Origin of the sequence: Mycobacterium sp. SMC-11, from assembly GCF_046250095.1 — a bacterium.
GTDB classification, from domain to species: domain Bacteria; phylum Actinomycetota; class Actinomycetes; order Mycobacteriales; family Mycobacteriaceae; genus Mycobacterium; species Mycobacterium heraklionense_A.
Genome location: NZ_CP176430.1, coordinates 3,610,466 through 3,634,354, shown reverse-complemented (window position 1 = coordinate 3,634,354; position 23,889 = coordinate 3,610,466). Strand labels below are relative to the sequence as shown.

Genomic DNA, 23,889 nt, shown 5'->3' with positions numbered 1-23,889 from the left:
TACAGGCTGTAATGTCATGTTGTAACGACAAAATAGCAGGCGCTGTTTTCGACGGTCAAGGGTCTGTTTGTCGTCGGCCGGGCCGCGCAGGCTAGCTGCTCACGCGGGTCGCTCGGAGTCACGCGCAAGGACTCCGTGCAGCAGGGCTTCGGTCAGTGACTGCGCGTAGGCGTCGAGGTCGGTCACGTTGCGAATCGACAGTGCCTGCATCGCCGCGCCGACGATCATGTCCAGCACCGTGTCGGGGTCGACGGGGCGCAACACTTCGCCGTTGCGCGCGAACAGTTCCCGTAGGTCGGCGCTGAACACCGCGCTGTGCCGTTCACCGATGCTGGCCTGCAGTGCGGGATCGGAACGCATGTCGACGATCAGGCCGGGAAGCGCCGCGGCCGCCGCGGGATCGCCCAGCCAGCTGACGATGTTGTGGATCAGTGTTTTGAGCTCGATTACGGCGTCGCCGGACGGTTCGACTCGGGTGGCATCGGCGGGAAAGGCGGCGTCGTAGACGACGTGGGCCTTCGACGGCCACCGGCGGTAGATGGTGGGCCGGCTGACGCCGGCGGCCTCGGCGATGGCGTCCACCGAGGTGTCGCGGTAGCCGCGTTCGATCAGCAGTCGGCGGGTACTGGACAGCACCTCGCTATCCACATTCGGGTCACGAAAGGGGCCCAAGCGATGCTGACCGTCGCCGCGCGTCATGAAATCTCCCACCGTCGGGCGTCCTAGGACATTGCGGAGGCCAAGCCTAGCCAGCCGCGACTCCTTGACTGTCATTACAGCATGTGTTTACAGTCCGTATCGACAACGAGCGCAGGAGGCAGCGTGACAGTCCTGATCGACGGTGCGGACATCGATTTCGGCACCGATGAACTAGCCGATCTACACGGCGCTTTCCGGGTGCTGCGTAGCCGCGGCCCCTATGCGCGGACGACGTACCGCGGCATGCCCGCCGTGGTGCTGCTCACCCACGAACTCGTCAACGCCGGGTTCAAGGACGAGCAGACCTTCCCGGCGGCGGCCATGTACAACCTGACCACACTGCCGGTGATGGGCAAGACCATGCAGTGCATGACCGGCCAGGAACACCGCATGAATCGGGCCCTGGTGTCGGGGGAGTTCCGGCGCTCCTTAATGTCGACCTACACCGCGGAACTTCTCGAACCGATCGCACACCGGCTCGTCGACGGATTCGTCGGCAGTGGGACCGCTGATCTGACCGTCGATTTCACCAGGCAGTTCCCGCTGCAGGTCACCAGTGCGATGCTTGGCCTGCCGATGGCGGACTGGCCGAATTTCGCGCAGTGGGCCCACGACCTGTTCTTCTACCCGACCGATCCCGAGGCGGCCCTGCGCGCCTCGGCGGCGTTCACCGACTATCTCAAACCGTTCGTCGCCGAAAAGCGCGAGAACCCCGGCGACGATCTGGTGTCCAAGCTGGTGACCGCCGAGGTCGACGGTGTGCGGCTCACCGATGAGGAGATCTACGTCTTCACCCGGCTGCTGTTTCCCGCCGGGGTCGACACCAGCTACCCGAGCCTGGGCAACCTGTTGTGGGCGCTGCTGACCCATCCCGAGCAGCTCGACCGGCTCCGCGCTAACCCTCAAGCCATCCGGTGGGCGGTGCAGGAGGCGATGCGGTGGGAGCCGGGGCCGGCGATCGTGCCGCGGCTCGCTCCAGCCGACCTGACCTGGCGGGGTATCGAGATGCCCGCCGGTACGTGGGTATTGCTGGCCATCGCCGCGGCGAACCGGGACCCACAGGTCTATCCAGATCCCGACCGGTTCGATATCGGCCGCCACGCGGTCGCAGCGGTGAGTTTCGGCAGCGGGCCGCACGTGTGCCTGGGCCAGTTCCTGGCGGTGGCTCAGCTGGAGACGGCGGTGCGGGTGCTGCTGGATCGCCTGCCGGGGCTGCGGCTGGTCGAGCCCGAATCGGTGCGGATCGCCGGTCTGCTGGGCCCCGAGTTGCGTGGTCCGTCGCAGCTGCGAGTCGCCTTCGATACCTAAATCGCCTGAGACGCCGGCGCTCAGAACCTCAGCGCTTGAGCCGGATCTTCCACCACACCATCACGCTGTAGAACACCGACAGCAGCGCCAACATCCCCATGTCGAGCAGGAAGATGCCCTTGGTGTGGTCCCACAGGTGGTCCTTGGGGATCTGCGGCACATTGACCAGTTTGTTGAAGTCGATCGCCGAGGCGCCCGCGGCGTAGCCCCACCGGCCCGGGGTCACCCAAGCCGCCTCCGCGAGCCCGACCCGGCCCGTCACCGGGATCATGCCGCCGGCCAGCACCAGCTGCGACATGATCGAGACCACCAGCATCGGCATGATCTGCTCGTTGGACTGCGCGAAAGACGACAGGGCCAAGCCCAGAATCGCCGAGGCCACACAGGTTCCGGCCACCGCCAGGAACAGGTCGAAATTCGCGCTGCCGAACATCACCGCGCCCTGTGTCGGCCCGCCTTTGCCCAGAATCACGATGAAGGTGGCGACCGCCCCCTGCGCCGTGGCGAACGCGCAGAAGACCGCTATTTTCGCCAGCAGGTAGGCCAGGGTCGACAGGCCCACGGCCTGTTCTCGTTTGAAGATCGGGCGTTCGCCGATCAGATCTCGAATGGTCAGCGCGGTGCCCATGAAGACCGCGCCGATGATGAGCAGCACCATGATGTACTGCGGCTCGGTCGGTGCATCCGGCCCCGGCATTCCGAGGCCCCCTTTGCCTTTCACTGTCAGCGACAGCGCGCCCACGATGAAGGGCAACACCCCCAGGAAGATCGAATAGCCCCGGTCGGAGACGATCAGCCGAACCTGCCGGCGCGCGATCGTGGACAGCTGCTTTCGCAGGCTCTCCGCCGGCGGGCTGCCCAGGTCGGCGGGCGGCGTGGAGGGGACGGAGGCCGCGGCACCCCGGTGGCCGCCCTCGCGCTCCAGGAACCGCCGGTTAGCTTCGTCGGGGTCGGCGCCGACGTTGGCGAAGATGTCGGCGTAGTTGTCGGCGCCCATCGCGTTGAACACTTCTTTGGGCGGGCCGCTGTAGGCGGTCTTGCCGCCGGGGGCGATCAGCAGAATCTGATCGCACACGTCGAGGTAGGACACCGAGTGGGTGACCACCATGACCACGCGGCCGGCATCGGCCAGACCGCGCAGCATCAACATCACCTGGCGGTCCAGGGCCGGGTCCAGTCCCGAGGTGGGCTCGTCGAGCAACAGCAGCGACGGCCCGGTCAGCAGTTCCAGGGCCACCGATGCGCGCTTGCGCTGGCCGCCGGAGAGCTTGTCCACCCGGGTGTCGGCATGCTTGGTCAGTTCGAGTTCCTCGAGGACCTGCGCGACGGCCTTGTCCCGGTCGGCTTTACTGCTGTCCGGCGGCAGCCGCAGTTCGGCGGCGTATCCCAGAGCCTGGTTGACGGTGAGCTGCCGGTGCACCACGTCGTCCTGCGGCACCATCCCGATCCGGCTGCGCAACGAGGCGTATTCGGTGTGGATGTTGTGGCCCTCGAAGGTGACCGAGCCGGCGGTGGGTTTGGTGTAGCCCGCGATCAGCCGTGACAGTGTGGTCTTGCCGGCACCGGAGCCGCCGATGATCGCGGTCAGGGTGCCCGGCCGGGCGGTCAGCGAGATGTTGTTGAGCAGCCGCTTGCCGCCTTCGACGTCGAAGCAGACGTCGCGAACTTCAAGCCCTCCGGTCCTCGTCGCTGCCTCGGTGCGGCGCAGCAGCGTGCCGCCGGTGAACTCCAGGTCGACGTTGCCGATCGTGACCAGGTCGCCCTCGGTCAGGATCGCCGAGCCGATCCGCACGCCGTTGACGAACGTGCCGTTGATGCTTCGGCTGTCGCGGATCTCGGTGCCCAGGGGCGTGGGAATCAGCATGGCGTGGTGGCGGGAGGCCAGCACGTCGGAGATGACCACATCGTTGTCGGTGGCGCGGCCGATGGTCAGGGCCCCGACCGGCGCGTCCGGTGCGGAGCTGGAGGCCGGCCGCAGGATGTCGATCATGCGGGTGGCGATGTTGCCCGCCTCCGGCGGTTTGGCCGCCACCGGCGCCATCCGGGTGGCCGGTTGCTGTGGTGGGAACACGTCTGCGGGTGCCGGCGGTTGGGCGGGAGACTGATAACCCGGACGCAGTGCCGCATCGGGAGCCGGGCTGGGGGGAACCGACTGATACGCCGGCGGCCGGTGCGGGGCAGGAGGCGGGGGATACGGCGCCGGTCCGGACGGGGGCCGGTAGGGCTGCTGCACGCCGGGGTGCCCCGCCGACCGCGGATCTGCATACGGTGCGGGTTCGGGTGATGCCGGCCAACCCGACGGTTGTGGCGGCCGGGCCGGGCGTGCGATCCCTGGCTGGCCGGGCTGCGGTACCTGGATCGAAACGGTCTGCGGCGGCCGACCGGCCTGGCCCTGGTGCCGTCCCACCTCAAAGGAGACCCGCGGTCCGTCCGGGTTGCCGAGGTTGACGGCCTGTCCGTCGCGGATGTCGACGACGGGCACCCGCTGGCCGTTGACGTAAATGCCGTTCAGGGAGCCGTTGTCGATCCCGAGCCACCGGCCCTGCTCAAAGCGCAGTAGCAGATGAGCCCGCGAGACCAAGGGATGCGGGATGCGGACGTCGGCCCGCAGGTCGCGTCCGATGACCACGTCGTGGCCTGCGGAGAACGTGCCTTGCGACCCGTCGTGACGGACGGTCAGCACCGGCGGGGCTGGGTGACTCATCGAGTCAACTCTAGCGAGTTGCGTCCGGTGCGCCCGTAACGACGCAGTGCGTGCGCCGGTAGATCGTCGGCATGCACTGGTTGCAGTGCGTGCAGACCGACAGCGTCGTAGATTCCTGCGCGATCCGGTTGACCAGGTCCGGTTCGGCCAACAACGCCCGGCCCATTGCGACGAACTCGAATCCCTCGGCCATCGCCTGATCCATCGTCGCGCGGTTGGTGACGCCGCCCAAAAGGATCAGCGGCATCGACAACTCGGCGCGGAACAGTCGCGCGTTGTCCAACAGGTAGGCGTCGGTGTAGGGGTACTCGCGCAGAAATTTGTTGCCGGTCATCCGCATGCCCCAGCTCAACGGCGGGGGGAAGACGCTCGCGAATTCCTTCACCGGGGCGTGCCCGCGGAAGAGGTACATCGGGTTGACCAGCGAGCTGCCGGCCGTGAGTTCCAACGCGTCCAGGCCGCCGTCGTCCTGCAGCCATTTAGCGGTGGTCAGCGACTCGTCCAGGTTGATCCCGCCGCGGACCCCGTCGGCCATGTTCAGTTTGGCGGTCACCGCGATCTGTCCGCCCACCGCCTTGTGCACGGCGGCCACGATGCCGCGGGCCACCTTGGCCCGGTTGGCCAGCGACCCGCCGAACTCATCGGAGCGGCGGTTGATCAGCGGAGAAAGAAATGAACTCGCCAGGTAATTGTGGCCGAGATGGATCTCCACGGCGTCGAACCCGGCATCCACGGCGTAGCGCGCGGCGTCGGCGTGCTGGGCGATGACCTGGTCGATGTCGTCGCGGGTGGCCTTCTTGGCGAAACGCATGCCGATCGGGTTGAAGAATCGGACCGGGGCCAGGGCACGGGCCTTGTTGGAGCGCGCGTCGGCGACCGGGCCGGCGTGACCGATCTGAGCGCTGACCAGGGCTCCCTCGGCGTGCACCGCATCGGTGAGCCGGCGCAGCCCGGCGACCGCCTCCGGGCGCATCCACAGCCCGTCGTTGGAGGTGCGCCCGCCCTGGGAGACAGCGCAGTAGGCCACGGTGGTCATGCCCACCCCGCCGGCGGCCGGCAGCCGGTGATACTCGATGAGGTCGTCGGAGGCCAGCGCGCCAGGTGTGCGGTTCTCGAACGTCGCGGCCTTGATGATCCGGTTGCGCAACGTGATCGGGCCGAGTTTGGCGGGGCTGAAGACGTCGGGAACAGGCATAGCGGGAGCTTAGTGACGGATCGTCATCGTTGGAACTGCGGGTGGCATGCCAGACTGTCCGCGTGGGTGCGATTACGTTGGACGGCAAGGCCACGCGCGACGAGATCTTCGTCGACCTTCAGGCACGGGTGGCGGCGTTGTCCGCCGCCGGCCGCACACCCGGTCTGGGCACCATTCTGGTGGGAGATGACCCCGGGTCGCATGCCTACGTGCGTGGCAAGCACGCCGACTGCGCCAAGGTCGGTATCACCTCGATCCGCCGCGACCTGCCCGCGGACTGCAGCCCGGCGCAGCTCAACGACACCATCGACGAGCTGAATGCCAACGATGACTGCACCGGCTACATCGTGCAGCTGCCGCTGCCCAAACATCTGGACGAGAACGCCGCCCTCGAGCGTGTCGACCCGGCCAAGGACGCCGACGGGCTACATCCGACCAACCTGGGCCGGTTGGTGCTGGGCACCCCGGCGGCGCTGCCTTGCACCCCGCGCGGCATCGTGCACCTGCTGCGCCGCTATGAGGTGCCGATTGCGGGCGCCCATGTCGTGGTGATCGGACGTGGCGTGACGGTCGGGCGTCCGCTGGGACTGCTGCTGACCCGCCGGTCGGAGAACGCCACCGTCACGTTGTGCCACACCGGGACCCGCGATCTGGCTGAGCTGACCCGCCAAGCCGACATCATCGTCGCCGCGGTCGGCGTGCCACACATGCTCACCGCCGACATGGTGCGTGCGGGGGCGGCCATCGTCGACGTCGGGGTGTCGCGTACCGACGCCGGACTGGTCGGCGATGTGCATCCCGACGTGTGGGGGGTGGCCGGCCACGTGTCGCCCAACCCCGGCGGGGTGGGTCCGCTGACCCGGGCGTTCCTGCTGACCAACGTCGTGGAAAGAGTCGAGAGCACGCTGTGACCCTCGCCGATGTCCGCCGGGTGATCGCCGCGCAGTGGCCGATCTTGCTGGTCGGGCTGATCTTCACGGCGGCATTCGTGCTGGCCGGGGCGAACTTCTGGCGGCGCGGCGCGCTGCTGATCGGGATCGGGACCGGGGTGGCGGCCGTGCTGCGCCTGGTGCTGTCCGAGGACCGGGCCGGGCTGCTGGTGCTGCGTGAGCGGGGGCTGGACTTCGCGACGATGACGACCGCGGCGACGGTGATGCTCTATGTGGCCGCGACGATCGATCCGCTGGGGACTAGCTAGTCGTTTTTGACCGGACCGACAATATTTCGGCCGGTGCGACGGCGCGGATTCGCCCGCCTCCCAGTCGGATCGGCTGCCGTGTTTGATGGCCCTGTTCTGGGGGAACTCGTGTCCGGTCGGCCGGTGTGTGTCGGCTGTGTCGGGGAGGGGGCTGTGCCGCAATGAATTCATCGCACAACAGCCCTTTTGAAGACAGCTGGTCGTGTTGAGCGCAGCTCGGGAATCGTTCGATCCCCCCGGGAACACGGCGTGAGTTGCCGCGTCGTCGAGATGACGGACGCCTTTGAAGTCGCTTTGTGCAGCGGAGGAACAGATGAGCGACGTTGAGCTGATGCCGGATGTCGATCACATCCGGTCGCATTACGACCGGTCCAACGAGTTCTTCCGGTTGTGGCTGGACCCGACCATGACTTATAGCTGCGCATATTTCGAGCGCGAGGACATGACGCTCGAACAGGCTCAGATGGCCAAGGTGGACTTGGCATTGGGCAAGTTGGGACTGCAGCCCGGGATGACGCTGCTCGACATCGGGTCCGGTTGGGGTTCCACCATGCGGCGGGCTGTCGAGAAGTACGACGTCAACGTCATCGGGCTGACGCTGAGTGAGAACCAAGTGGTTCATTGCGAACAGAAATTCGCCGAGATGGACAGCCCGCGCAGCAAGCAGGTGCGACTACAGGGCTGGGAGGAATTCGACGAACCGGTGGACCGCATCGTGTCGCTCGGCGCCTTCGAGCACTTCGCCGATGGCGTCGGAACCTACGAGCGCTACGACGACTTCTTCGCCATGTGCCACCGCGTGCTGCCCGACGACGGCGTGATGCTGCTGCATTCCATCGTGGTGCCCACTGCCGAAGAGGGCGAGCGGCGGGGACTGAAAAAGACGATGTCGCTGCTGCGTTTCATCCATTTCATCTTGACCGAGATCTATCCCGGGGGCCGGTTGCCGCAGATCTCCATAGTCGACGAGCACGCGACCCGCTGCGGCTTCTCGATCACTCGCCATCAGTTGATCGGGTCCAACTACGTACGCACGCTGGACACCTGGGCCAAGGCGCTTGAAGCGCACAAAGACCAGGCGATCGAGCTCAAGGGCGAGCAGACCTACGAAACGTTTCTGAAGTACCTGACGGGTTGCCGGGAGCTGTTCCGTGACGGTTACACCGACGTCTGCCAGTTCACGATGGAAAAGACAGTGGTGTAAGCGATTCGGAGGACATGGTGACGCAGATGACTGACCTCAAGCCGTACTACGAAGAGTCTCAAGCAGCATATGACATCTCCGATGAGTTCTTCGCGCTGTTCCTCGATCCGACGATGGCCTACACCTGTGCGTACTTCGAGCGCGACGACATGACGCTGGAGGAGGCGCAGAACGCGAAGTATGACCTGGCATTGCGCAAGCTCAACCTCGAACCGGGAATGACGGTGCTGGATGTCGGTTGCGGGTGGGGAGCGGGCCTGGTTCGGGCGGTGACGGAGTTCGACGTCAACGTCATCGGAATCACGCTCAGTCGCAACCACTGCGCGCGCAGCGCGGCCACTCTGGCGAGGCTCGGTACCGAGCGTCGTGCGGAGGCGCGCCTGCAGGGGTGGGAAGAGTTCGACGAGAAGGTCGATCGGATCTTCACCATCGAGGCGTTCGATGCGTTCAAGAAGGCCCGCTACGCCGCCTTCTTCGAACGCGCCTACGACATGCTGCCCGACGACGGCCGAATGTTGTTCCACAGCATATTCACCTACCCGCAGACCTATTGGCGCGAGCACGGCATCAAGGTAACGATGAGCGATCTGCGCTTCGTCCGGTTCCTCGGCAAGGAGATCTTTCCCGGTGGGGAGATGGCGGGTCGCGACGACATCTACGAGTACTCGCAAGGCGCCGGATTCCATATCCAGGACGCCTTTTTGATGCCGGAGCACTACATCCGGACCCTGGACATGTGGGCGGACAATCTGAGGCACAACCGCGAACGCGCCATCGCCATCCAGTCCGAGGAAGTGTATGAGCGCTACCTGCGCTATCTGACCGGCTGCGCGGACCTCTTCCGCAGAGGAATCAGCAACGTCGGGCAGTTCATCCTGACCAAATAGCGTCCTGGAAGCGAGGCGCGGACATGGCCCGAATGGCTCGGCTCTCCACCGGCAGTGGCCTTCCCGAGGTCGTGGTCACCGGTGTCGCGATGACTACGGCGCTGGCGACGGACGCCGAGGATACCTGGAAGAAACTGCTGGACGGACAGAGCGGCATCCGTAAGCTCGAGGACCCCTTCGTTGAGCGGTTCGATCTCCCGGTGCGTATCGGCGGGCATCTGCTCGAGGACTTCGACCACGAGTTGAACCGCAAGGAACTGCATCGACTGTCTTACCTGCAGAAAATGGCGGTCATCCTGGGTCGTCGGGTCTGGGCGAATGCCGGTTCGCCAGAGGTGGATCCACGCCGATTGCTGGTATCGATCGGTACCGGGCTCGGCTCCCCGGAGGAACTGGTCTGGGGATACGAAGGCATGGTGGAGCGGGGCATGAAGGCGGTTTCGCCGCTGGGCGTACAGAAATACATGCCCAATGCCGCGGCCGCTGCCGTGGGTCTGGAGCGTGGCGCCAAAGCAGGTGTCTTCACCCCGATCTCGGCGTGTGCTTCCGGCGCCGAGGGTATCGCGCAAGCCTGGCGCAACATCGTCTACGACGAGGCCGACATCGCAATCTGCGGCGGAGTCGAGACCAAGATCGAAGCGGTCCCCATCGCGGGATTCGCCGCGATGCGTATCGTGTTGTCCACTCACAACGACGACCCGGCCGGCGCGTGCCGACCATTCGACGCCGACCGCAGCGGGTTTGTATTCGGTGAGGCGGGCGCGTTGATGGTCATCGAGACTCTTGAGCACGCAAAGGCGCGAGGCGCAACCATTCTCGGCCGGCTGATGGGAGCCGGAATCACCTCGGACGGCCACCACATCGTGGCGCCCGATCCGCAGGGCGAGCGCGCGGGCTACGCGATGACCCGGGCGATCGAACTTGCGGGCTTGGCTCCGACCGACATTGACCACATCAACGCACACGCCACCGGAACCCGGATCGGCGATCTGGCCGAGGCCCAGGCGATCAACAACGCCATGGGCGTGCACCGTGCCGCGGTGTATGCGCCGAAATCCGCTCTCGGGCACTCGGTCGGGGCGGTCGGTGCGGTGGAGGCGATTCTGACGGTGCTGGCGCTGCGGGACGGCGTAGTCCCGCCAACGCTGAACCTGCACCGCCTCGACCCGGAGATCGATCTGGACGTTGTCGCCGGCGACGCACGGACCGGCGATTACCACTACGCGATCAGCAACTCCTTCGGATTCGGCGGCCACAACGTGGCGCTTGCGTTTGGAAAGTACTAGAAGGGAGCCGCTTTCGGCCCCAGCCGAGAGCACATTGCCATGCCGAAAAACCTGACACCGCATTTCAAAGACGTGCAGGCACACTACGACCTGTCTGATGACTTCTTCCGGCTCTTCCTCGATCCGACCCAGACCTACAGCTGCGCCTACTTCGAACGCGACGACATGACGCTCGAACAAGCCCAGCTCGCCAAGATTGACCTGGCGCTGGGCAAACTGGGCCTACAGCCCGGCATGACGCTGCTCGACATCGGCTGCGGCTGGGGGGCCACCATGCGGCGTGCCGTCGAAGCTCATGACGTCAACGTCATCGGACTGACGCTGAGCAAGAACCAGGCCGTCCACGTGGAGGCGATGTTTGCCGGCATGGACAGCCGGCGCACCAAGCGGGTGCTACTGGAGGGTTGGGAGAACTTCAGCGAACCGGTCGATCGGATCGTGTCCATCGGCGCCTTCGAGCACTTCGGCCATGAGCGCTACGAGGACTTCTTCACCATGGCCCACGCCGTTCTACCGCCCGATGGAGTGATGCTGTTACACACCATCTCCGGGTTGACGCTGCCGCAGATGGCCGACCGTGGCATGCCGCTGACCTTCGCGATGGCCCGGTTCATCAAGTTCATCGCCACCGAGATCTTCCCCGGCGGGCGACTACCCACCATCGAGATGGTTGAAGAGCATTCCGCCCGTGCGGGTTTCACTCTGACCCGGAGGCATTCGCTGCAGCCCCACTACGCCAGGACCCTGGACTGCTGGGCGGCAGCGCTGGAAGGCAACAAAGACAAGGCCATCGAGATCCAGGGCCAAGAGGTCTATGACCGCTACATGCATTACCTGACCGGGTGCGCCAACGGATTTCGCACCGGCTACATCGACGTCAACCAGTACACGTTGCAGAAGTAGGTCTGGCGATGACTGATACTCCGGCGGCCAAGACCTTACGGCCGCATTTCGCCGACGTCCAAGCTCATTACGACCTCTCCGATGACTTTTTCGCGCTGTTCCAGGATCCGACCCGCACTTACAGCTGTGCCTATTTCGAGCCGCCGGAGCTGTCGCTGGCGCAGGCCCAGATCGCCAAGATCGACCTCAATCTCGACAAGCTCGATCTGCAGCCCGGAATGACGCTGCTCGATATCGGCTGCGGTTGGGGCTCGACGATGAAGCGGGCGCTCGAGCGCTACGACGTCAACGTCATCGGGCTCACCCTGTCGAAGAATCAACATGCCTACGCGCAGCGGCTACTGGACGCCGTCGACACCGATCGCGAGCGCCGAATACTGCTGCACGGGTGGGAAGAGTTCGACCGGCCGGTCGATCGGATCGTTTCCATCGAGGCGTTCGAGCATTTCGGGCACGAGCGCTACGACGATTTCTTCGCACGGTGTTTCGACATCATGCCTGCGGACGGGCGAATGACGATCCAGAGCAGCGTCAGCTATCACCCCTACGATCTGAATGCGCGTGGAAAGAAGCTGACGTTCGAGACCGCCCGCTTCATCAAGTTCATCCTCACCGAGATCTTTCCCGGTGGACGACTGCCCACCACGGACATGATGGTGGAGCATGGACAGAAAGCCGGTTTCACTGTCCCCGAAGCACTTTCGCTGCGGCCGCACTACATCAAGACCCTGCAGATCTGGGCCGATGCGTTGGAGGCCAACAAGGAAACGGCCATCGAGATTCAGTCCGACGAGGTGTATCAGCGCTACCTGAAGTACCTACGCGGCTGCGAGTATTACTTCATCGATGAAGTTCTCGACGTCAGCTTGGTCAGCTACCTCAAGCCCGGCGCCGCGACGTGCTCCTAGAAGCCGGGAATGGCGGGAATGGCCGGGATTCCACCGGACAGGCCGGGGATGCCGACCGACATCCCCGGGATCTGCGGCAGATCCGGCACCTGGCCGCTGGCCAGTTGAGACAGCATCTGCGGGCAGTAGATCTGCACGGCGATCTCGGTGAACAGCTGCGCCATCTGGGGCGACATGCTGGGTCCGCCACCCAGGCCGGCGACCGGGGCCGCCACCGATGCGGCGGTGCCGGCGGGCTCGGTCAGCATCGGGCACACGGATTGGCCGAGAGCAGCCGTTGCGGCGGGGTCGGCGACCGGGATACCGGCCCCGGCCAGATCGGACAGGAACGAGGTGTCGACCGGGCTCGCCTGCGCCGGTGCCGCCAACCCAGTGCTGGCGATCAGGCCTACTAAGCCCGCCCCCGCGCCCGCCTTGCTCATGAAGCCACGCATGCATCCCCCTCGTCCTGGTTCGGCGCCGGGCGGAGCCCGGGATCTGTCCGAACGTTGTTGTTGAAATCCTGCATCAAAGCGGTAACACCGGCGAGTCGGTCGGGTCACGGTTTGCCTACGGCGCTGTCTCGCCCTGGCCAGTGCCGCAATTTGGGGACTTTGGGCCGAAATCGGGGCTGTGCCCGCTAGGTTGTTGGAATCGTTCATGGTGAACACATCAAATACTCAGCTTTGTGGGACGCGAAAGAGGTCCACGCCAGATGACTCGACGTCGTATCGGGAAGTTGAATCGTCGGCGAGTGGGGCTGGGCGCCGCAGTCGGCTCGGCACTGGTGGCCGGCGTGGCCGTACCGGTCCCGGCGAGTGCCGAAGTGATCGACGACGTGCTCGAGCAGGTGATGGCACCGTTCGTGGATGCGGCCACTCAGAGCGTGGACTGGTCCGCGCTGTCGAGTCCAGCGGCCTGGGACGCATTCTTCGACCCGGCACGTTGGAACGACGTCTTGGCCGGGTGGTCCGCAGAGGCGGGTGCGGGAGCAGCCGATGCCACGACGTGGCTGCAGCAGCTCATCTACACGCCGCTGCACACCGGCATCGAAAACTGGATCCATGCCGCCGGACCCACACCAATCCTGGACGGACTCAACGACTTCAGTAGGGCGTTGGGCTGGGGTGCGATGATCGCGGACGGCACGGCAGGGACCGAGGCGCATCCCGACGGCGGCGACGCGGGCTGGCTGTTCGGCGACGGCGGCGCCGGCTGGGACAACACCGCCGGTGGTGGCGGCGGGGCCGGGGGAGCGGCGGGCATGGTCGGGAACGGCGGTGCCGGCGGCGACGGGGGTGAGGGCGGCCTCGGCGGTAATGGCGGAGACGGCGGTGCCGGCGGTTGGTTGATCGGCGTCGGCGGTGCCGGTGGGGACGCCGGCAATGGGGTCTATGCCGGCGCCGGAAGCCTGCCGGCGCTGGGCGGTGCGGGCGGCGCGGCCGGCATGTTCGGCAGCCACGGTGCGGTCGGGCATTTCGGCACGCTGGCCGGCGCCCCGGACGGCGGCCCCTACACAGGCCTGTCCACCACCGGCGCCTGGATCACCGACAGCGACGGCAGGGTGGTGATCCTGCACGGGCTCAACCAGGTCTACAAGATCGCGCCGTACACCCCGGGCGCCGACGGGTTCGGCGACGATGACGCCGCATTTCTGGCCGCTAACGGCTTCAACGCCGTCCGGGTAGGCGTGCTCTGGGCCGGTGTGGAGCCGCAGCCCGGCGTGTTCGATCCCGACTACCTCGCCGCGATCAAGCAGACCGTGCAAACCCTGTCCGATCACGGCATCTACAGCATCCTCGACTTCCATCAGGACTTCTACAGCGCAGGCTTCGGGGGCGACGGCGCGCCGGAGTGGGCGGTGCTGACCGGTGGGTTGCCCAACCCCGACGTGGGCCAGATCGGTACCTACTTGTTCAACCCCGCGCAGCTGCACGCCTGGGATGCGTTCTGGTCCAACGCCAAAGCCGAGGACGGCATCGGTCTGGCTAACCACTACGCGCGATCGTGGCAGTACGTCGCCGACTACTTCAAGGACGATGCCAGCGTGGCCGGCTACGGCATCATCAACGAGCCGTGGCCGGGCTCGCCGTGGTTGTCGGGCGTGCTGGGCAGCCCGCACTTCGATGCCCAGACCCTGACGCCGTTCTACAACCAGATGTCCGCGGCGATTCGCTCTGTCGACCCCAATACCCCAGTGTTGTTCGAGCCGACCTTCCTGTTCAACACGGCGATACCGACGTCGCTGGGCGCCGTGGACGATCCGCACGGGATCTTCGCGTTCCACAACTACTGCCTGGCGAATTCGGTCTTCGAAATCGACTTCGGCTGCGGGCTGAATTTCGACATCCTGTTGAACAACGCTGCGGCATATGCCGACTCGCACAACATTCCGGCGCTGATGACCGAGTTCGGTGCCACCGCCAACGCCGGTGTCATCGCCAACACGCTGCAGCACACGAACCCCTTCCGGTACGGCTGGCTGGAGTGGGCTTACACCGGCGGTGACGTCGCCAGCAGCTCGCCGGAGGGCCAGGCGCTGGTCTTCGACACCAATCTGCCGCCGGTCGGCGACAACGTCGACGCCGCCAAACTCGCAGCGCTGGCCGAGCCGTACCCGCAGACGATCGCCGGAGTGCCGAATTCCTGGTCGTTCAGCTCGGATGGTTCTGGCATCTTCCACTTCAGCTACTCCACTGCGATGGCTGACGGTTCGGGCAGTTTCGCCGCCGACGCGCAGACCCGGATCGTGGTGCCGGCTCTGCAGTACCCGAACGGCTACCAGGTCGACGTCATCGGCGGGCACGTGGTGTCGGGGCCGGGGGCATCGGTGTTGATCATCGCCGCCGATTCCGGTGCCACCATCGTCGAAGTCCAGGTGAAGCCGGCCTGACACCCGGCGGCGGGGCCGGCGGGACTGTCTGGGGCCGGCCGGTCAAACCTTGGCGTTTCCTCCGGGCATGCGGACAGTCAACAACATAAGTCATCGTATGGTCCATGGGCGGGAGAAAAGCCCTGTTCGGCGGAAGTTTTCACAGTAGAAAGTTTGAGTTATTCAGAAATGATTCAGGTAGTCATCATGTGAGCGTTAGTGTGCTGCAAGCAACAAGCAGTTCCGCGCGCGCCTCGGAGGTCGCCATGAAGGTAAGCCCCACGTTCCACTCCCTGGGAGTTGCGGCAGTGGCCGTGACCAGCGCCGCCGCGGTGCTCGCCTCGCCGGTCATCACGCCGGCGCTGGCGGCCTCGATCTCTGGGGCGCGCACCGTGGTCGCCGATGTGGCGCTGCTCGACAACGTCGCCCTGGTCATGGGCGGCAGCGGCACCCCCATCCCGGGAAACTGGGACTTTCACTGGGCCGACCAATACCTCGCACACCTCGGCTACGACGGCTACACCATGCAGGGTGTCTTCACCCCCGAAGGCCTGTACCCGGGCACCGGCGTCAAGAGCCTGCCGCTGGACACCTCGGTCGACCAGGGTGTGCGGATGCTCGACTCGACCATCCGTGACCGCATCGATGCCGGCGACAACGTGGTGGTCTACGGCGTCTCGCAGAGCGCCGTCCTCTCCTCGATCGAGATGAACCATCTGCTCAGCTCCGGCAACGCCCCCGACCCCGACCAGTTGTCGTTCGTCTTGATCGCCAATGAGATGTTCCCCAACGGCGGCCTGCTGTCGCGCTTCGCCGTCCCCGAAGTCCCGCTGTACATCCCGTCGATGGGCATCGACTTCTATGGGGCCACGCCCGACACCCCGTACGCGACCGACATCTACATCGCGGAGTACGACGGCTTCGCCGACTTCCCGCGCTATCCGCTGAACTTCCTGTCGGTGCTCAACGCCGTGCTGGGGATCGCGCTGGTACACGGCCCCGGCTACAGCCGGCCGGACTCCATCGACAGCGCCCAGCTACTGCTGGGATCCACCAACTACGACGGACCCCTGACCCTGCCGGACGGCGCCTCGGCCGCCCTCAACACCGACTACTACATGATCCCGACCGAGATCCTGCCGCTGCTACAGCCGCTGCTCGGCATCCCGGTGATCGGCGAACCGCTGTATGACCTGCTGGAGCCCGTCACCCGGATCCTGGTCGACCTGGGCTACGGCAACGTCGACACCTACGTCGACGGCGAATTGACCCATGGCGGCTGGGACCAGGGCCCGGCCAACGTGCTCACGAACTACGGCGTGCTCCCGGACATCGACGTCATGACGCTGCTGAGCTCGCTGTGGCAGGGCGCGCAGCATGGCTTCAACGACTTCGTCTACGACCTCGGGCACCTGTCGTTCGGGGGCCCGGCCGAGGCGCTCGGTTCGGGGATGGACTTCGCGCTGCCAAGTCTGCTCGACGTCGTCAACACCTTCTCCAGCGCGGCCGCCACGCTGTATTCGGTGCTGCTGCCGACCGCGGACATCATCAACGCCTTGTTGACCACCATGCCCGCCTACGACATCAGCATGTTCTTCAACGCATTCGGCAACGGCGACGACCTGCTGACCACCCTGACGAACGCCATCGGAATGCCGATCGCGGCCGACGCCGGGCTGATCCCCACCGCCATCGGGTTCGAGCTGATGAGCGTGATGAGCGCGTTCCAGTCGATCGCCAACGACTTCACCGACTTGTTCAGCGCGTAGCGGGAATCGCCGTCCGGGGAGGGGCGGTGGCTTCGGCTACTTGGCCAGGGTGAACTGGTTGACGTCGAAGCGGCCTTCCCGGAACTGCTCGGCGGAGCCGGTCAGGTAACGCATGTAGCGCTCGTAGACCTCTTCGGACTGCAGCGCGATGGCCTCGCACTCGTGCGCTTCCAGCGCCTGCGCCCAGTGGTCGAGGGTCATGGCGTAGTGCTGTTGCAGCGACTGGATGCGGTTCACCCTGAACCCCGCCTTGACGGCGTGCTCTTTGACCAGCGCTACCGACGGCAGCTCGCCGCCGGGGAAGATCTCGGTCATCAGGAAGATCTGAAAGGCAGCCAGCTCGTCCGTCAGCGCCATGCCGTACTCGACCATTTGTTGCGGGGACAAGCCGCAGATGGTGTGCAGCATCATCACCCCATCGCTGGGCAGTGCCCGGTAGGCCATCTCAAAGAAGTCGTCGTAGCGGTCGTAGCCGAAGTGCTCGAACGCCCCGATAGACACGATCCGATCGACCGGTTCGTCGAACTCCTCCCAACCTGCCAACAGCACTCGTCGGCTGCGCGGGGAGTCCATCGCGGCGAACATCGATTGCACGTGGACGGCCTGGTGCTTGCTCAGCGTCAGCCCGACCACGTTGACGTCGTACCGTTCGATCGCCCGCTGCATAGTGGCGCCCCAGCCGCAGCCCACGTCGAGCAGCGTCATGCCCGGGCGCAGGCCGAGCTTGCCGAGCGAAAGATCGATCTTGGCGAGTTGGGCTTCCTCCAGCGTCAAGTCGTAGCGCCGGAAGTAGGCACAGCTGTAAGTCTGGGTCGGATCCAGGAAGAGTCGAAAGAAGTCATCGGACAGGTCGTAATGGGCTTGGACGTCAGCGAAATGTGGAGTCAGGCGGTGAGTCATGTGCTGTGGCCCTTCGGACGGCCGGGGCCATGTCAGGTGCCAACCGTAGGGCCCCCTGGTTCCGGTCGACCGAGGCGGCATACCCGCTGTCGGCCGGCGTAAACACCTGCTTGCGCTAGGAATCCGAGAGCGTGGCCCGGGTGCACACCGTGATGTAGGGCAGTGCCAGTCCGGTGGACCCGACCAACGCCGGGTGGGTGGCCAGCAGGTTGCGAACCTGGTCGAGTGTCTTGGTGCGCACCGCGTGCGGTGAGGTGATGCAGTAGCTGCGGGAAGCGACCAGATCGATCAGGGCCTGCGGCGTCAAGTAGTTGGTCCACTCCACCTGGTGGCTTTCGATGTCGCCGAACGGTGCGGGCAGACTCACCCCGGCGTCGACCACGTCACGGGCGTCCTCGCGGCCGATGATCGTGCCGAGTTCCTTGACCCAGCCGAGTCGTTCGTCGCGGGTGTTCCACACCAGCCCCAGCCGGCCGCCGGGCCGCAGCACCCTGACCAGCTCGGGGATGGCCCGCGCGGGGTCGAACCAATGCCAGGCCTGGGCCACCAGCACCGCGTCGACGCTGTTGTCGGGCAGCGGGATCTGCTCGGCGGACCCGAGCAGCGCCGGAGTGCCCGGCAGGGCGCTGGCCAGCACCTCGAGCATTTCGGCGATCGGGTCCACCGCCACCACGTCCAAGCCGCGCTCCACCAGCCGCGCGGTGAGCTTGCCGGTGCCGGCACCCAGATCCAGGACGTCGCGGGCGCCCGGCGGCAACAGCCAATCGATCGCCTCCGGGGGGTAGGACGGGCGGCCCCGTTCGTACGCGGCGGCCTGCGACCCGAACGACAATGAGCGGTCGCGCCGGCCCTGCTCGGACGGGCTCACCGTCGGCGTTCCCGGGCAGAGCTCGCCAAGTCCAAGGTCTGGCGGATCAGCTCGCCGACTCGGGCGGTGTCCAGCAGGAAGCCGTCGTGTCCGCAGTCGGAGTCAAGTACCTGTAGTCCGTCGCAGCCCGGCAGCAGTTCGGCCAGCTCGGCCTGCAACCGCAGCGGGTACAGCCGGTCGGAGGCGATCCCGGCGACCACCGCGGGAACCGGGCAGCCACGCAATGCCGCGGCCACCCCGCCGCGTCCGGCGCCCACGTCGTAGCTGGACAGCGAGTCGCTCAGGACCACGTAGCTGCCCGCGTCGAACCGTGACACCAGCTTGTCGCCCTGATGTTCCAGGTAGCTCTGCACCGCGTAGCGCCCGCCGTCAGCCGGGTCTTCCCCGTCCTGGGCGGCATTGGCGAATCGCAGGTCCAGCTCGGCCTCACCGCGGTAGGTCAGGTGTGCGATGCGCCGGGCGATGGCCAGTCCGGCGTCGGGGCTGCGGCCGGTGCCGTGGTAGTCGCCGCCCTGCCAGTCCGGGTCGGCTTTGATGGCGGCGATCTGGGTGCTCTGCGTGCCGATCTGGTCGGCGGTGGCCCGAGCGCCGACCGCCAGCAGCAAGCCCGCGCCCACCTGATCGGGGTGACCCACCATCCACTCCAGCCCGCGGGCGCCACCCATCGAGCCGCCCAACACGGCGGCCACCTCGGTGATACCCAGCGCGGCCAGCGCGGCGATGTCGGCCTCGACCTGGTCGCGAATCGTTATTGCGGGAAACTTTGAGCCCCAAGGCTTTCCGTCGCGGGCCAGCGATCCCGGGCCGGTCGACCCGCGGCAGCCGCCCAGCACGTTGGTGGCCACCGCACACCAGCGGTCGGTGTCGATCGGAGCGCCGGGGCCGATCACCCCGTCCCACCAGCCCGGGGTGGGATGGCCCGGACCGGCGGGCCCGGTGACGTGGGAATCCCCGGTCAGTGCGTGCAGCACCATGACCACGTTGTCGCGCTGGGGCGACAGCTCGCCCCAGCGCTGCACGGCGATGTGGACGTCATCGAGCACCGCGCCGCTCTGCAGCGTCAGCGACCCGATGGCGACCACGCCGGTCTCTCCCTCGGCGGGCAGTAGCTGCCTGGACACGTCGGAGATCGTCACCGGGGACCGCCTCAACGGGCCGCCAGCGCCGACGAGTCGCCGAGCTGTGCCGAGGCCGCGGCGAAGCCGAGTTCCAGGTCCGCCAGGATGTCGTCGATGCCCTCGATGCCGACCGCCAGGCGAACCAGGCCCGGGGTGACACCGCTGGCCAGCTGCTCTTCGGCGCTGAGCTGGCCGTGCGTGGTCGACGCCGGGTGGATCACCAGCGAACGCACGTCACCGATGTTGGCGACGTGGCTGTGCAGCTTCAGTGCGTCGACGAACGCCTTGCCGGCCTCAATACCGCCGGCGAGCTCGAACGAGAGCACGCCGCCGACACCCTTCGGTGCCAGCTGCTGAGCCCGCGCGTGCCACGGCGAGCTGGCCAGGCCGGCGTAGTTGACGCTCAGCACGTCATCGCGGGCCTCCAGGAACTCCGCGACCCGCTGGGCGTTCGCGACGTGCCGCTCCACCCGCAGGCTCAACGTCTCCAGGCCCTGGGCGATCAGGAAGGCGTTGAACGGCGAGATCGCGGAGCCCAGGTCGCGCAGCAACTGCACGCGGGCCTTGAGCGCGAACGCGGGCGCTCCCAGGTCGGCGAAGACCGCCCCGTGGTAGCTCGGGTCGGGTGTGGTGAAACCGGGGTGGCGGCCCTGCGTCCAGTCGAAGGTCCCACCGTCGACGATGACGCCGGCGATCGCCGCGCCATGCCCGCCCAGGTACTTGGTGGCCGAGTGCACCACGATGTCGGCACCGTGGGCCAGCGGCTGGATCAGGTAGGGGGTCGCCACGGTGTTGTCGACGATCAGGGGAACGCCGTTGTCGTGGGCCACGCCCGACACACCCGGAATGTCGAGTACATCGATCTTCGGGTTGGAGATGGTCTCGGCGAAGAAGGCCTTGGTGTTGGGCCGCACCGCCGCCCGCCAGGACTCCAGGTCATCGGGGTCCTCGACGAAGGTGGTCTCGATGCCCAGCTTGGTCAGCGAGTAGTGGAACAGGTTGTAGGTGCCACCGTAGAGCCGCGGGCTGGAAACGATGTGGTCGCCGGCGCCGGCGAGATTGAGGATCGCGAAGGTCGCCGCGGCGGACCCGGAGGCCACCAGCAGCGCCGCGACCCCGCCTTCGAGCGCGGCGATGCGCTGCTCGACGACGTCATTGGTCGGGTTCATGATCCGGGTGTAGATGTTGCCCGGAACCTCCAGGCCGAACAGCTTGGCGGCGTGATCGGTGTTGTCGAACGTGTAGGAGGTGGTCTGGTAGATCGGCAGCGCGCGGGCATTGGTGGCCGCGTCGGGAACCTGCCCGGCGTGGACCTGCTTGGTCTCGAACGACCAGTGCGAACTGGGGTCGATGTTGGTGTCGTCGGTCATCGCTGAATGGTTTCCTCGGAGGTGTTGTCGCTGGGTGACGTGCGGATTAGGCGTGGGTTCAGCGACAACAGCAACGGGTGAGCGGGCGCAAGGAGGCACGCATCAGGTTCCCCTGTCTACTCGGGGGGCCCGTTGTGGCGGACCCGCGCTTGCCGCGTAGCCGATCGTGGCTACTCAACCCGGTCATCACCCGGGGCACCCCACCGCGGTTGGAGGGTTGCCGGCCAGCAAGCCGGGGCTTCGCGCTGGCACTCATGACCGCCACGCAGCCTATCGCATCTCATAGAGGTGTCGCCACCTGCTCACCGGCCGTGAACGTCAGCGGAGCGGTACGCGATACTGATGCCGCCGTGTACAACGCGGGACAATCGAACACCTAAGCCCCTGACGCCGGGAGAACAGCCATGTGCGCCGACCAGCCGACCATCATCTACACGCTGACCGACGAGGCGCCGCTGCTGGCGACGTACTCGTTCCTGCCGATCGTGCAGGCCTTCACCGGGCCCGCGGGAATCGACGTCCAAGCCAGTGACATCTCGCTTGCGGCCCGCATCCTTGCCGCATTCCCCGACTGCCTGACCGAAGATCAGCGGGTGCCGGACAACCTGGCCGAACTCGGCCGGCTGACCCAGCTGCCCGACACCACGATCATCAAGCTGCCCAACATCAGTGCCTCGGTGCCGCAGCTCGTTTCCGCCATCAAGGAGCTGCAGGGCAAGGGCTACAAGTTGCCCGACTACCCCGAGGACCCCAAGACCGACTCTGAGCGCGACATTCACGACCGCTACGCGAAGTGCCTGGGCAGTGCGGTGAACCCGGTACTGCGGGAAGGCAACTCGGACCGTCGCGCGCCCAAGGCGGTCAAGGAGTACGCGCGCAAGCACCCGCACAGCATGGGCGAGTGGTCACAGGCCTCGCGCACCCACGTGGCGACGATGCGCCACGGCGACTTCTACCACGGTGAGAAGTCGATGACGCTGGACCGCGACCGCGACGTCAAGATGCAGCTGACTACCAAGAGCGGCAAGACGATTGTGCTCAAGGAGAAGGTGGCTTTGCTGGACGGCACGGTCATCGACTCGATGTTCATGAGCGTCAAGGCGCTGCGCGAGTTCTACGAAGAGCAGATGGAGGACGCCCGCAAGACCGGCGTGATGTTCTCGCTGCACGTCAAGGCGACCATGATGAAGGTCAGCCACCCGATCGTGTTCGGCCACGCCATCAAGGTGTTCTACAAGGACGCATTCGCCAAGCACCAGAAGCTCTTTGACGACTTGGGCGTCAACGTCAACAACGGTCTGGTTGACCTCTACAACAAGATCGAGACCCTGCCGGCCTCCCAGCGTGAGGAGGTCATCGAGGACATGCACGCCTGCCACGAGCACCGTCCCGAGCTGGCGATGGTGGACTCGGCCAACGGCATCACCAACTTCCACTCGCCGTCGGATGTGATCGTGGACGCCTCGATGCCGGCCATGATCCGGGCCGGCGGCAAGATGTACGGCGCCGACGGGCGGCAGAAGGACACCAAGGCCGTCAACCCCGAATCGACGTTTGCGCGGATCTACCAGGAGCTGATCAACTTCTGCAAGACCCACGGCCAGTTCGACCCGGCCACCATGGGCACCGTTCCCAACGTCGGGCTGATGGCGCAGAAGGCCGAAGAATACGGCAGCCACGACAAGACCTTCGAGGTTCCCGAGGCCGGCGTCGCCGACATCGTGGACCTGGCCACCGGCGAGGTGCTGCTGACCCAGAAGGTGGAGGCCGGCGACATCTGGCGGCTGTGCACCGTGACCGACGCCGCCATCCAGGACTGGGTGAAGCTGGCTGTCCAGCGGGCACGGGCGTCGGGCATGACCGTGGTGTTCTGGCTGGACACCGAGCGTCCGCACGAGGCGGAGCTGCGCAAGAAGGTCAAGGCCTACCTGAAAGAGCATGACACTGAAGGCCTGGAGATCCAGATCATGCCGCAGGTGTGGGCCATGCGCTACACGCTGGAGCGGCTGATCCGCGGGCAGGACACCATCGCCGCGACCGGCAACATCCTGCGCGACTACCTCACCGACCTGTTCCCGATCCTGGAGCTGGGCACCAGCGCCAAGATGCTGTCGATCGTGCCGCTGATGGCCGGCGGCGGCATGTACGAGACGGGCGCGGGCGGTTCGGCCCCCAAGCACGTCAAGCAGCTGGTGGAGGAGAACCACCTGCGCTGGGACTCGCTCGGTGAGTTCCTGGCGCTGGGTGCCAGCTTCGACGACCTGGGCGCCAAGACCGGCAATGTCCACGCCAAGATCCTGGGTGAGACGCTGGACTCGGCGATCGGCAAGCTGCTGGACGCCAACCAGAGCCCGTCGCGCAAGACCGGTGAACTCGACAACCGCGGCAGCCAGTATTACTTGGCCAAGCACTGGGCGGAGGAGCTTGCCGCGCAGACCGAGGACGTCGAGCTGGCCAAGCACTTCGCGGGGCTGGCAAACACGCTGGCCAAGAACGAGGACGTCATCTTGGGCGAGCTCAATGTGGTGCAGGGCAAGGCGGTGGACATCGGCGGCTACTACGCGCCCGACCACGACCTGACCTCGGCGGTCATGCGGCCCAGCGCGACGCTGAACGCCGCGATCGACGCCAAGGACTGAGGTCGGGCGGCTCCCTGCCGCCTCGGCCCCGCCGAGTGGGGATCTCCCGACGGACACGCCGACGGAGTCGTCGTGGATTTCC

General features: G+C 66.2%; 19 protein-coding genes and 1 riboswitch. Of the genes, 11 read left to right on the top strand and 8 right to left on the bottom strand.

The features are described 5' to 3' along the window. Nucleotides 1-99 precede the first annotated feature (99 nt). The gene (locus ACKY0X_RS17290) at nucleotides 100-699 is read right to left on the bottom strand and encodes a TetR/AcrR family transcriptional regulator (protein WP_409427037.1); all 600 of its coding nucleotides are present in this window, start codon (nucleotides 697-699) and stop codon (nucleotides 100-102) included. Nucleotides 700-822: 123 nt separating this feature from the next. Between ACKY0X_RS17290 and ACKY0X_RS17285 the strand changes: the two genes are divergently transcribed. Next, the gene (locus ACKY0X_RS17285) at nucleotides 823-2,007 is read left to right on the top strand and encodes a cytochrome P450 (RefSeq protein ID WP_409427036.1); all 1,185 of its coding nucleotides are present in this window, start codon (nucleotides 823-825) and stop codon (nucleotides 2,005-2,007) included. A 28-nt stretch (nucleotides 2,008-2,035) separates the two neighbouring features. On the opposite strand, the gene ACKY0X_RS17280 is transcribed toward ACKY0X_RS17285, so the two are convergent. Both ACKY0X_RS17280 and ACKY0X_RS17275 read right to left on the bottom strand, forming a co-directional pair. Next, nucleotides 2,036-4,711 (bottom strand): ATP-binding cassette domain-containing protein, encoded by a 2,676-nt coding sequence (locus ACKY0X_RS17280; protein WP_409427035.1) that lies wholly within the window; start codon nucleotides 4,709-4,711, stop codon nucleotides 2,036-2,038. A 10-nt stretch (nucleotides 4,712-4,721) separates the two neighbouring features. Then, the gene (locus ACKY0X_RS17275) at nucleotides 4,722-5,906 is read right to left on the bottom strand and encodes an NADH:flavin oxidoreductase (protein ID WP_409427034.1); all 1,185 of its coding nucleotides are present in this window, start codon (nucleotides 5,904-5,906) and stop codon (nucleotides 4,722-4,724) included. Nucleotides 5,907-5,968: 62 nt separating this feature from the next. On the opposite strand from ACKY0X_RS17275, the gene ACKY0X_RS17270 reads away from it, so the two are divergent. From ACKY0X_RS17270 to ACKY0X_RS17240, 7 genes are all read left to right on the top strand, one after another. Beyond that, nucleotides 5,969-6,817: a bifunctional methylenetetrahydrofolate dehydrogenase/methenyltetrahydrofolate cyclohydrolase gene (locus ACKY0X_RS17270; RefSeq protein ID WP_409427033.1), complete on the top strand. Its 849-nt coding sequence runs from the start codon at nucleotides 5,969-5,971 to the stop codon at nucleotides 6,815-6,817. Continuing rightward, nucleotides 6,814-7,104 carry a DUF3017 domain-containing protein gene (locus tag ACKY0X_RS17265; protein ID WP_409427032.1) on the top strand — a complete coding sequence of 97 codons (291 nt, stop codon included), beginning with the start codon at nucleotides 6,814-6,816 and terminating at the stop codon, nucleotides 7,102-7,104. The genes ACKY0X_RS17270 and ACKY0X_RS17265 overlap by 4 nt, the downstream gene beginning before the upstream one ends. A 313-nt stretch (nucleotides 7,105-7,417) precedes the next feature. Beyond that, nucleotides 7,418-8,308, top strand: a complete 891-nt coding sequence (locus tag ACKY0X_RS17260; RefSeq protein ID WP_409427031.1) for a cyclopropane mycolic acid synthase family methyltransferase — start codon at nucleotides 7,418-7,420, stop codon at nucleotides 8,306-8,308. Between the two features lie 26 nt (nucleotides 8,309-8,334). Further along, nucleotides 8,335-9,195, top strand: coding sequence for a cyclopropane mycolic acid synthase family methyltransferase (locus tag ACKY0X_RS17255; RefSeq protein WP_409427030.1), 861 nt, complete (start codon nucleotides 8,335-8,337; stop codon nucleotides 9,193-9,195). Between the two features lie 32 nt (nucleotides 9,196-9,227). Next, nucleotides 9,228-10,481 (top strand): 3-oxoacyl-ACP synthase KasB, encoded by a 1,254-nt coding sequence (gene kasB, locus ACKY0X_RS17250; RefSeq protein WP_409429675.1) that lies wholly within the window; start codon nucleotides 9,228-9,230, stop codon nucleotides 10,479-10,481. A gap of 39 nt (nucleotides 10,482-10,520) precedes the next feature. Continuing rightward, nucleotides 10,521-11,384 (top strand): cyclopropane mycolic acid synthase family methyltransferase, encoded by an 864-nt coding sequence (locus tag ACKY0X_RS17245; protein ID WP_409427029.1) that lies wholly within the window; start codon nucleotides 10,521-10,523, stop codon nucleotides 11,382-11,384. Nucleotides 11,385-11,392: 8 nt separating this feature from the next. Continuing rightward, nucleotides 11,393-12,292, top strand: a complete 900-nt coding sequence (locus ACKY0X_RS17240; protein ID WP_409427028.1) for a cyclopropane mycolic acid synthase family methyltransferase — start codon at nucleotides 11,393-11,395, stop codon at nucleotides 12,290-12,292. Here the strand turns inward: ACKY0X_RS17240 and ACKY0X_RS17235 are convergent. Beyond that, nucleotides 12,289-12,726 (bottom strand): DUF732 domain-containing protein, encoded by a 438-nt coding sequence (locus ACKY0X_RS17235; RefSeq protein ID WP_409427027.1) that lies wholly within the window; start codon nucleotides 12,724-12,726, stop codon nucleotides 12,289-12,291. The genes ACKY0X_RS17240 and ACKY0X_RS17235 overlap by 4 nt on opposite strands. A 260-nt stretch (nucleotides 12,727-12,986) precedes the next feature. On the opposite strand from ACKY0X_RS17235, the gene ACKY0X_RS17230 reads away from it, so the two are divergent. Next, nucleotides 12,987-15,164 (top strand): cellulase family glycosylhydrolase, encoded by a 2,178-nt coding sequence (locus ACKY0X_RS17230; protein WP_409427026.1) that lies wholly within the window; start codon nucleotides 12,987-12,989, stop codon nucleotides 15,162-15,164. 245 nt (nucleotides 15,165-15,409) lie between these two features. After that, nucleotides 15,410-16,912, top strand: coding sequence for a PE-PPE domain-containing protein (locus ACKY0X_RS17225; RefSeq protein WP_409427025.1), 1,503 nt, complete (start codon nucleotides 15,410-15,412; stop codon nucleotides 16,910-16,912). A 36-nt stretch (nucleotides 16,913-16,948) separates the two neighbouring features. On the opposite strand, the gene ACKY0X_RS17220 is transcribed toward ACKY0X_RS17225, so the two are convergent. The 4 genes from ACKY0X_RS17220 to ACKY0X_RS17205 all read right to left on the bottom strand — a co-directional run bounded on the left by ACKY0X_RS17220 (nucleotide 16,949) and on the right by ACKY0X_RS17205 (nucleotide 21,168). Next, nucleotides 16,949-17,812 carry a cyclopropane mycolic acid synthase family methyltransferase gene (locus ACKY0X_RS17220; protein ID WP_409427024.1) on the bottom strand — a complete coding sequence of 288 codons (864 nt, stop codon included), beginning with the start codon at nucleotides 17,810-17,812 and terminating at the stop codon, nucleotides 16,949-16,951. A 115-nt stretch (nucleotides 17,813-17,927) separates the two neighbouring features. Next, nucleotides 17,928-18,680, bottom strand: a complete 753-nt coding sequence (locus tag ACKY0X_RS17215; protein WP_409427023.1) for a class I SAM-dependent methyltransferase — start codon at nucleotides 18,678-18,680, stop codon at nucleotides 17,928-17,930. Next, complete coding sequence (locus tag ACKY0X_RS17210; protein WP_409427022.1) at nucleotides 18,677-19,816, bottom strand: homoserine O-acetyltransferase; 1,140 nt, start codon at nucleotides 19,814-19,816, stop codon at nucleotides 18,677-18,679. The genes ACKY0X_RS17215 and ACKY0X_RS17210 overlap by 4 nt, the downstream gene beginning before the upstream one ends. Before the next feature lie 11 nt (nucleotides 19,817-19,827). Next, nucleotides 19,828-21,168, bottom strand: a complete 1,341-nt coding sequence (locus ACKY0X_RS17205; protein ID WP_409427021.1) for a bifunctional o-acetylhomoserine/o-acetylserine sulfhydrylase — start codon at nucleotides 21,166-21,168, stop codon at nucleotides 19,828-19,830. 140 nt (nucleotides 21,169-21,308) lie between these two features. Beyond that, nucleotides 21,309-21,428, bottom strand: a riboswitch (SAM riboswitch). A 144-nt stretch (nucleotides 21,429-21,572) separates the two neighbouring features. On the opposite strand from ACKY0X_RS17205, the gene ACKY0X_RS17200 reads away from it, so the two are divergent. Then, nucleotides 21,573-23,807, top strand: a complete 2,235-nt coding sequence (locus ACKY0X_RS17200) for an NADP-dependent isocitrate dehydrogenase (protein WP_409427020.1) — start codon at nucleotides 21,573-21,575, stop codon at nucleotides 23,805-23,807. The last annotated feature ends 82 nt before the right edge of the window (nucleotides 23,808-23,889 follow it).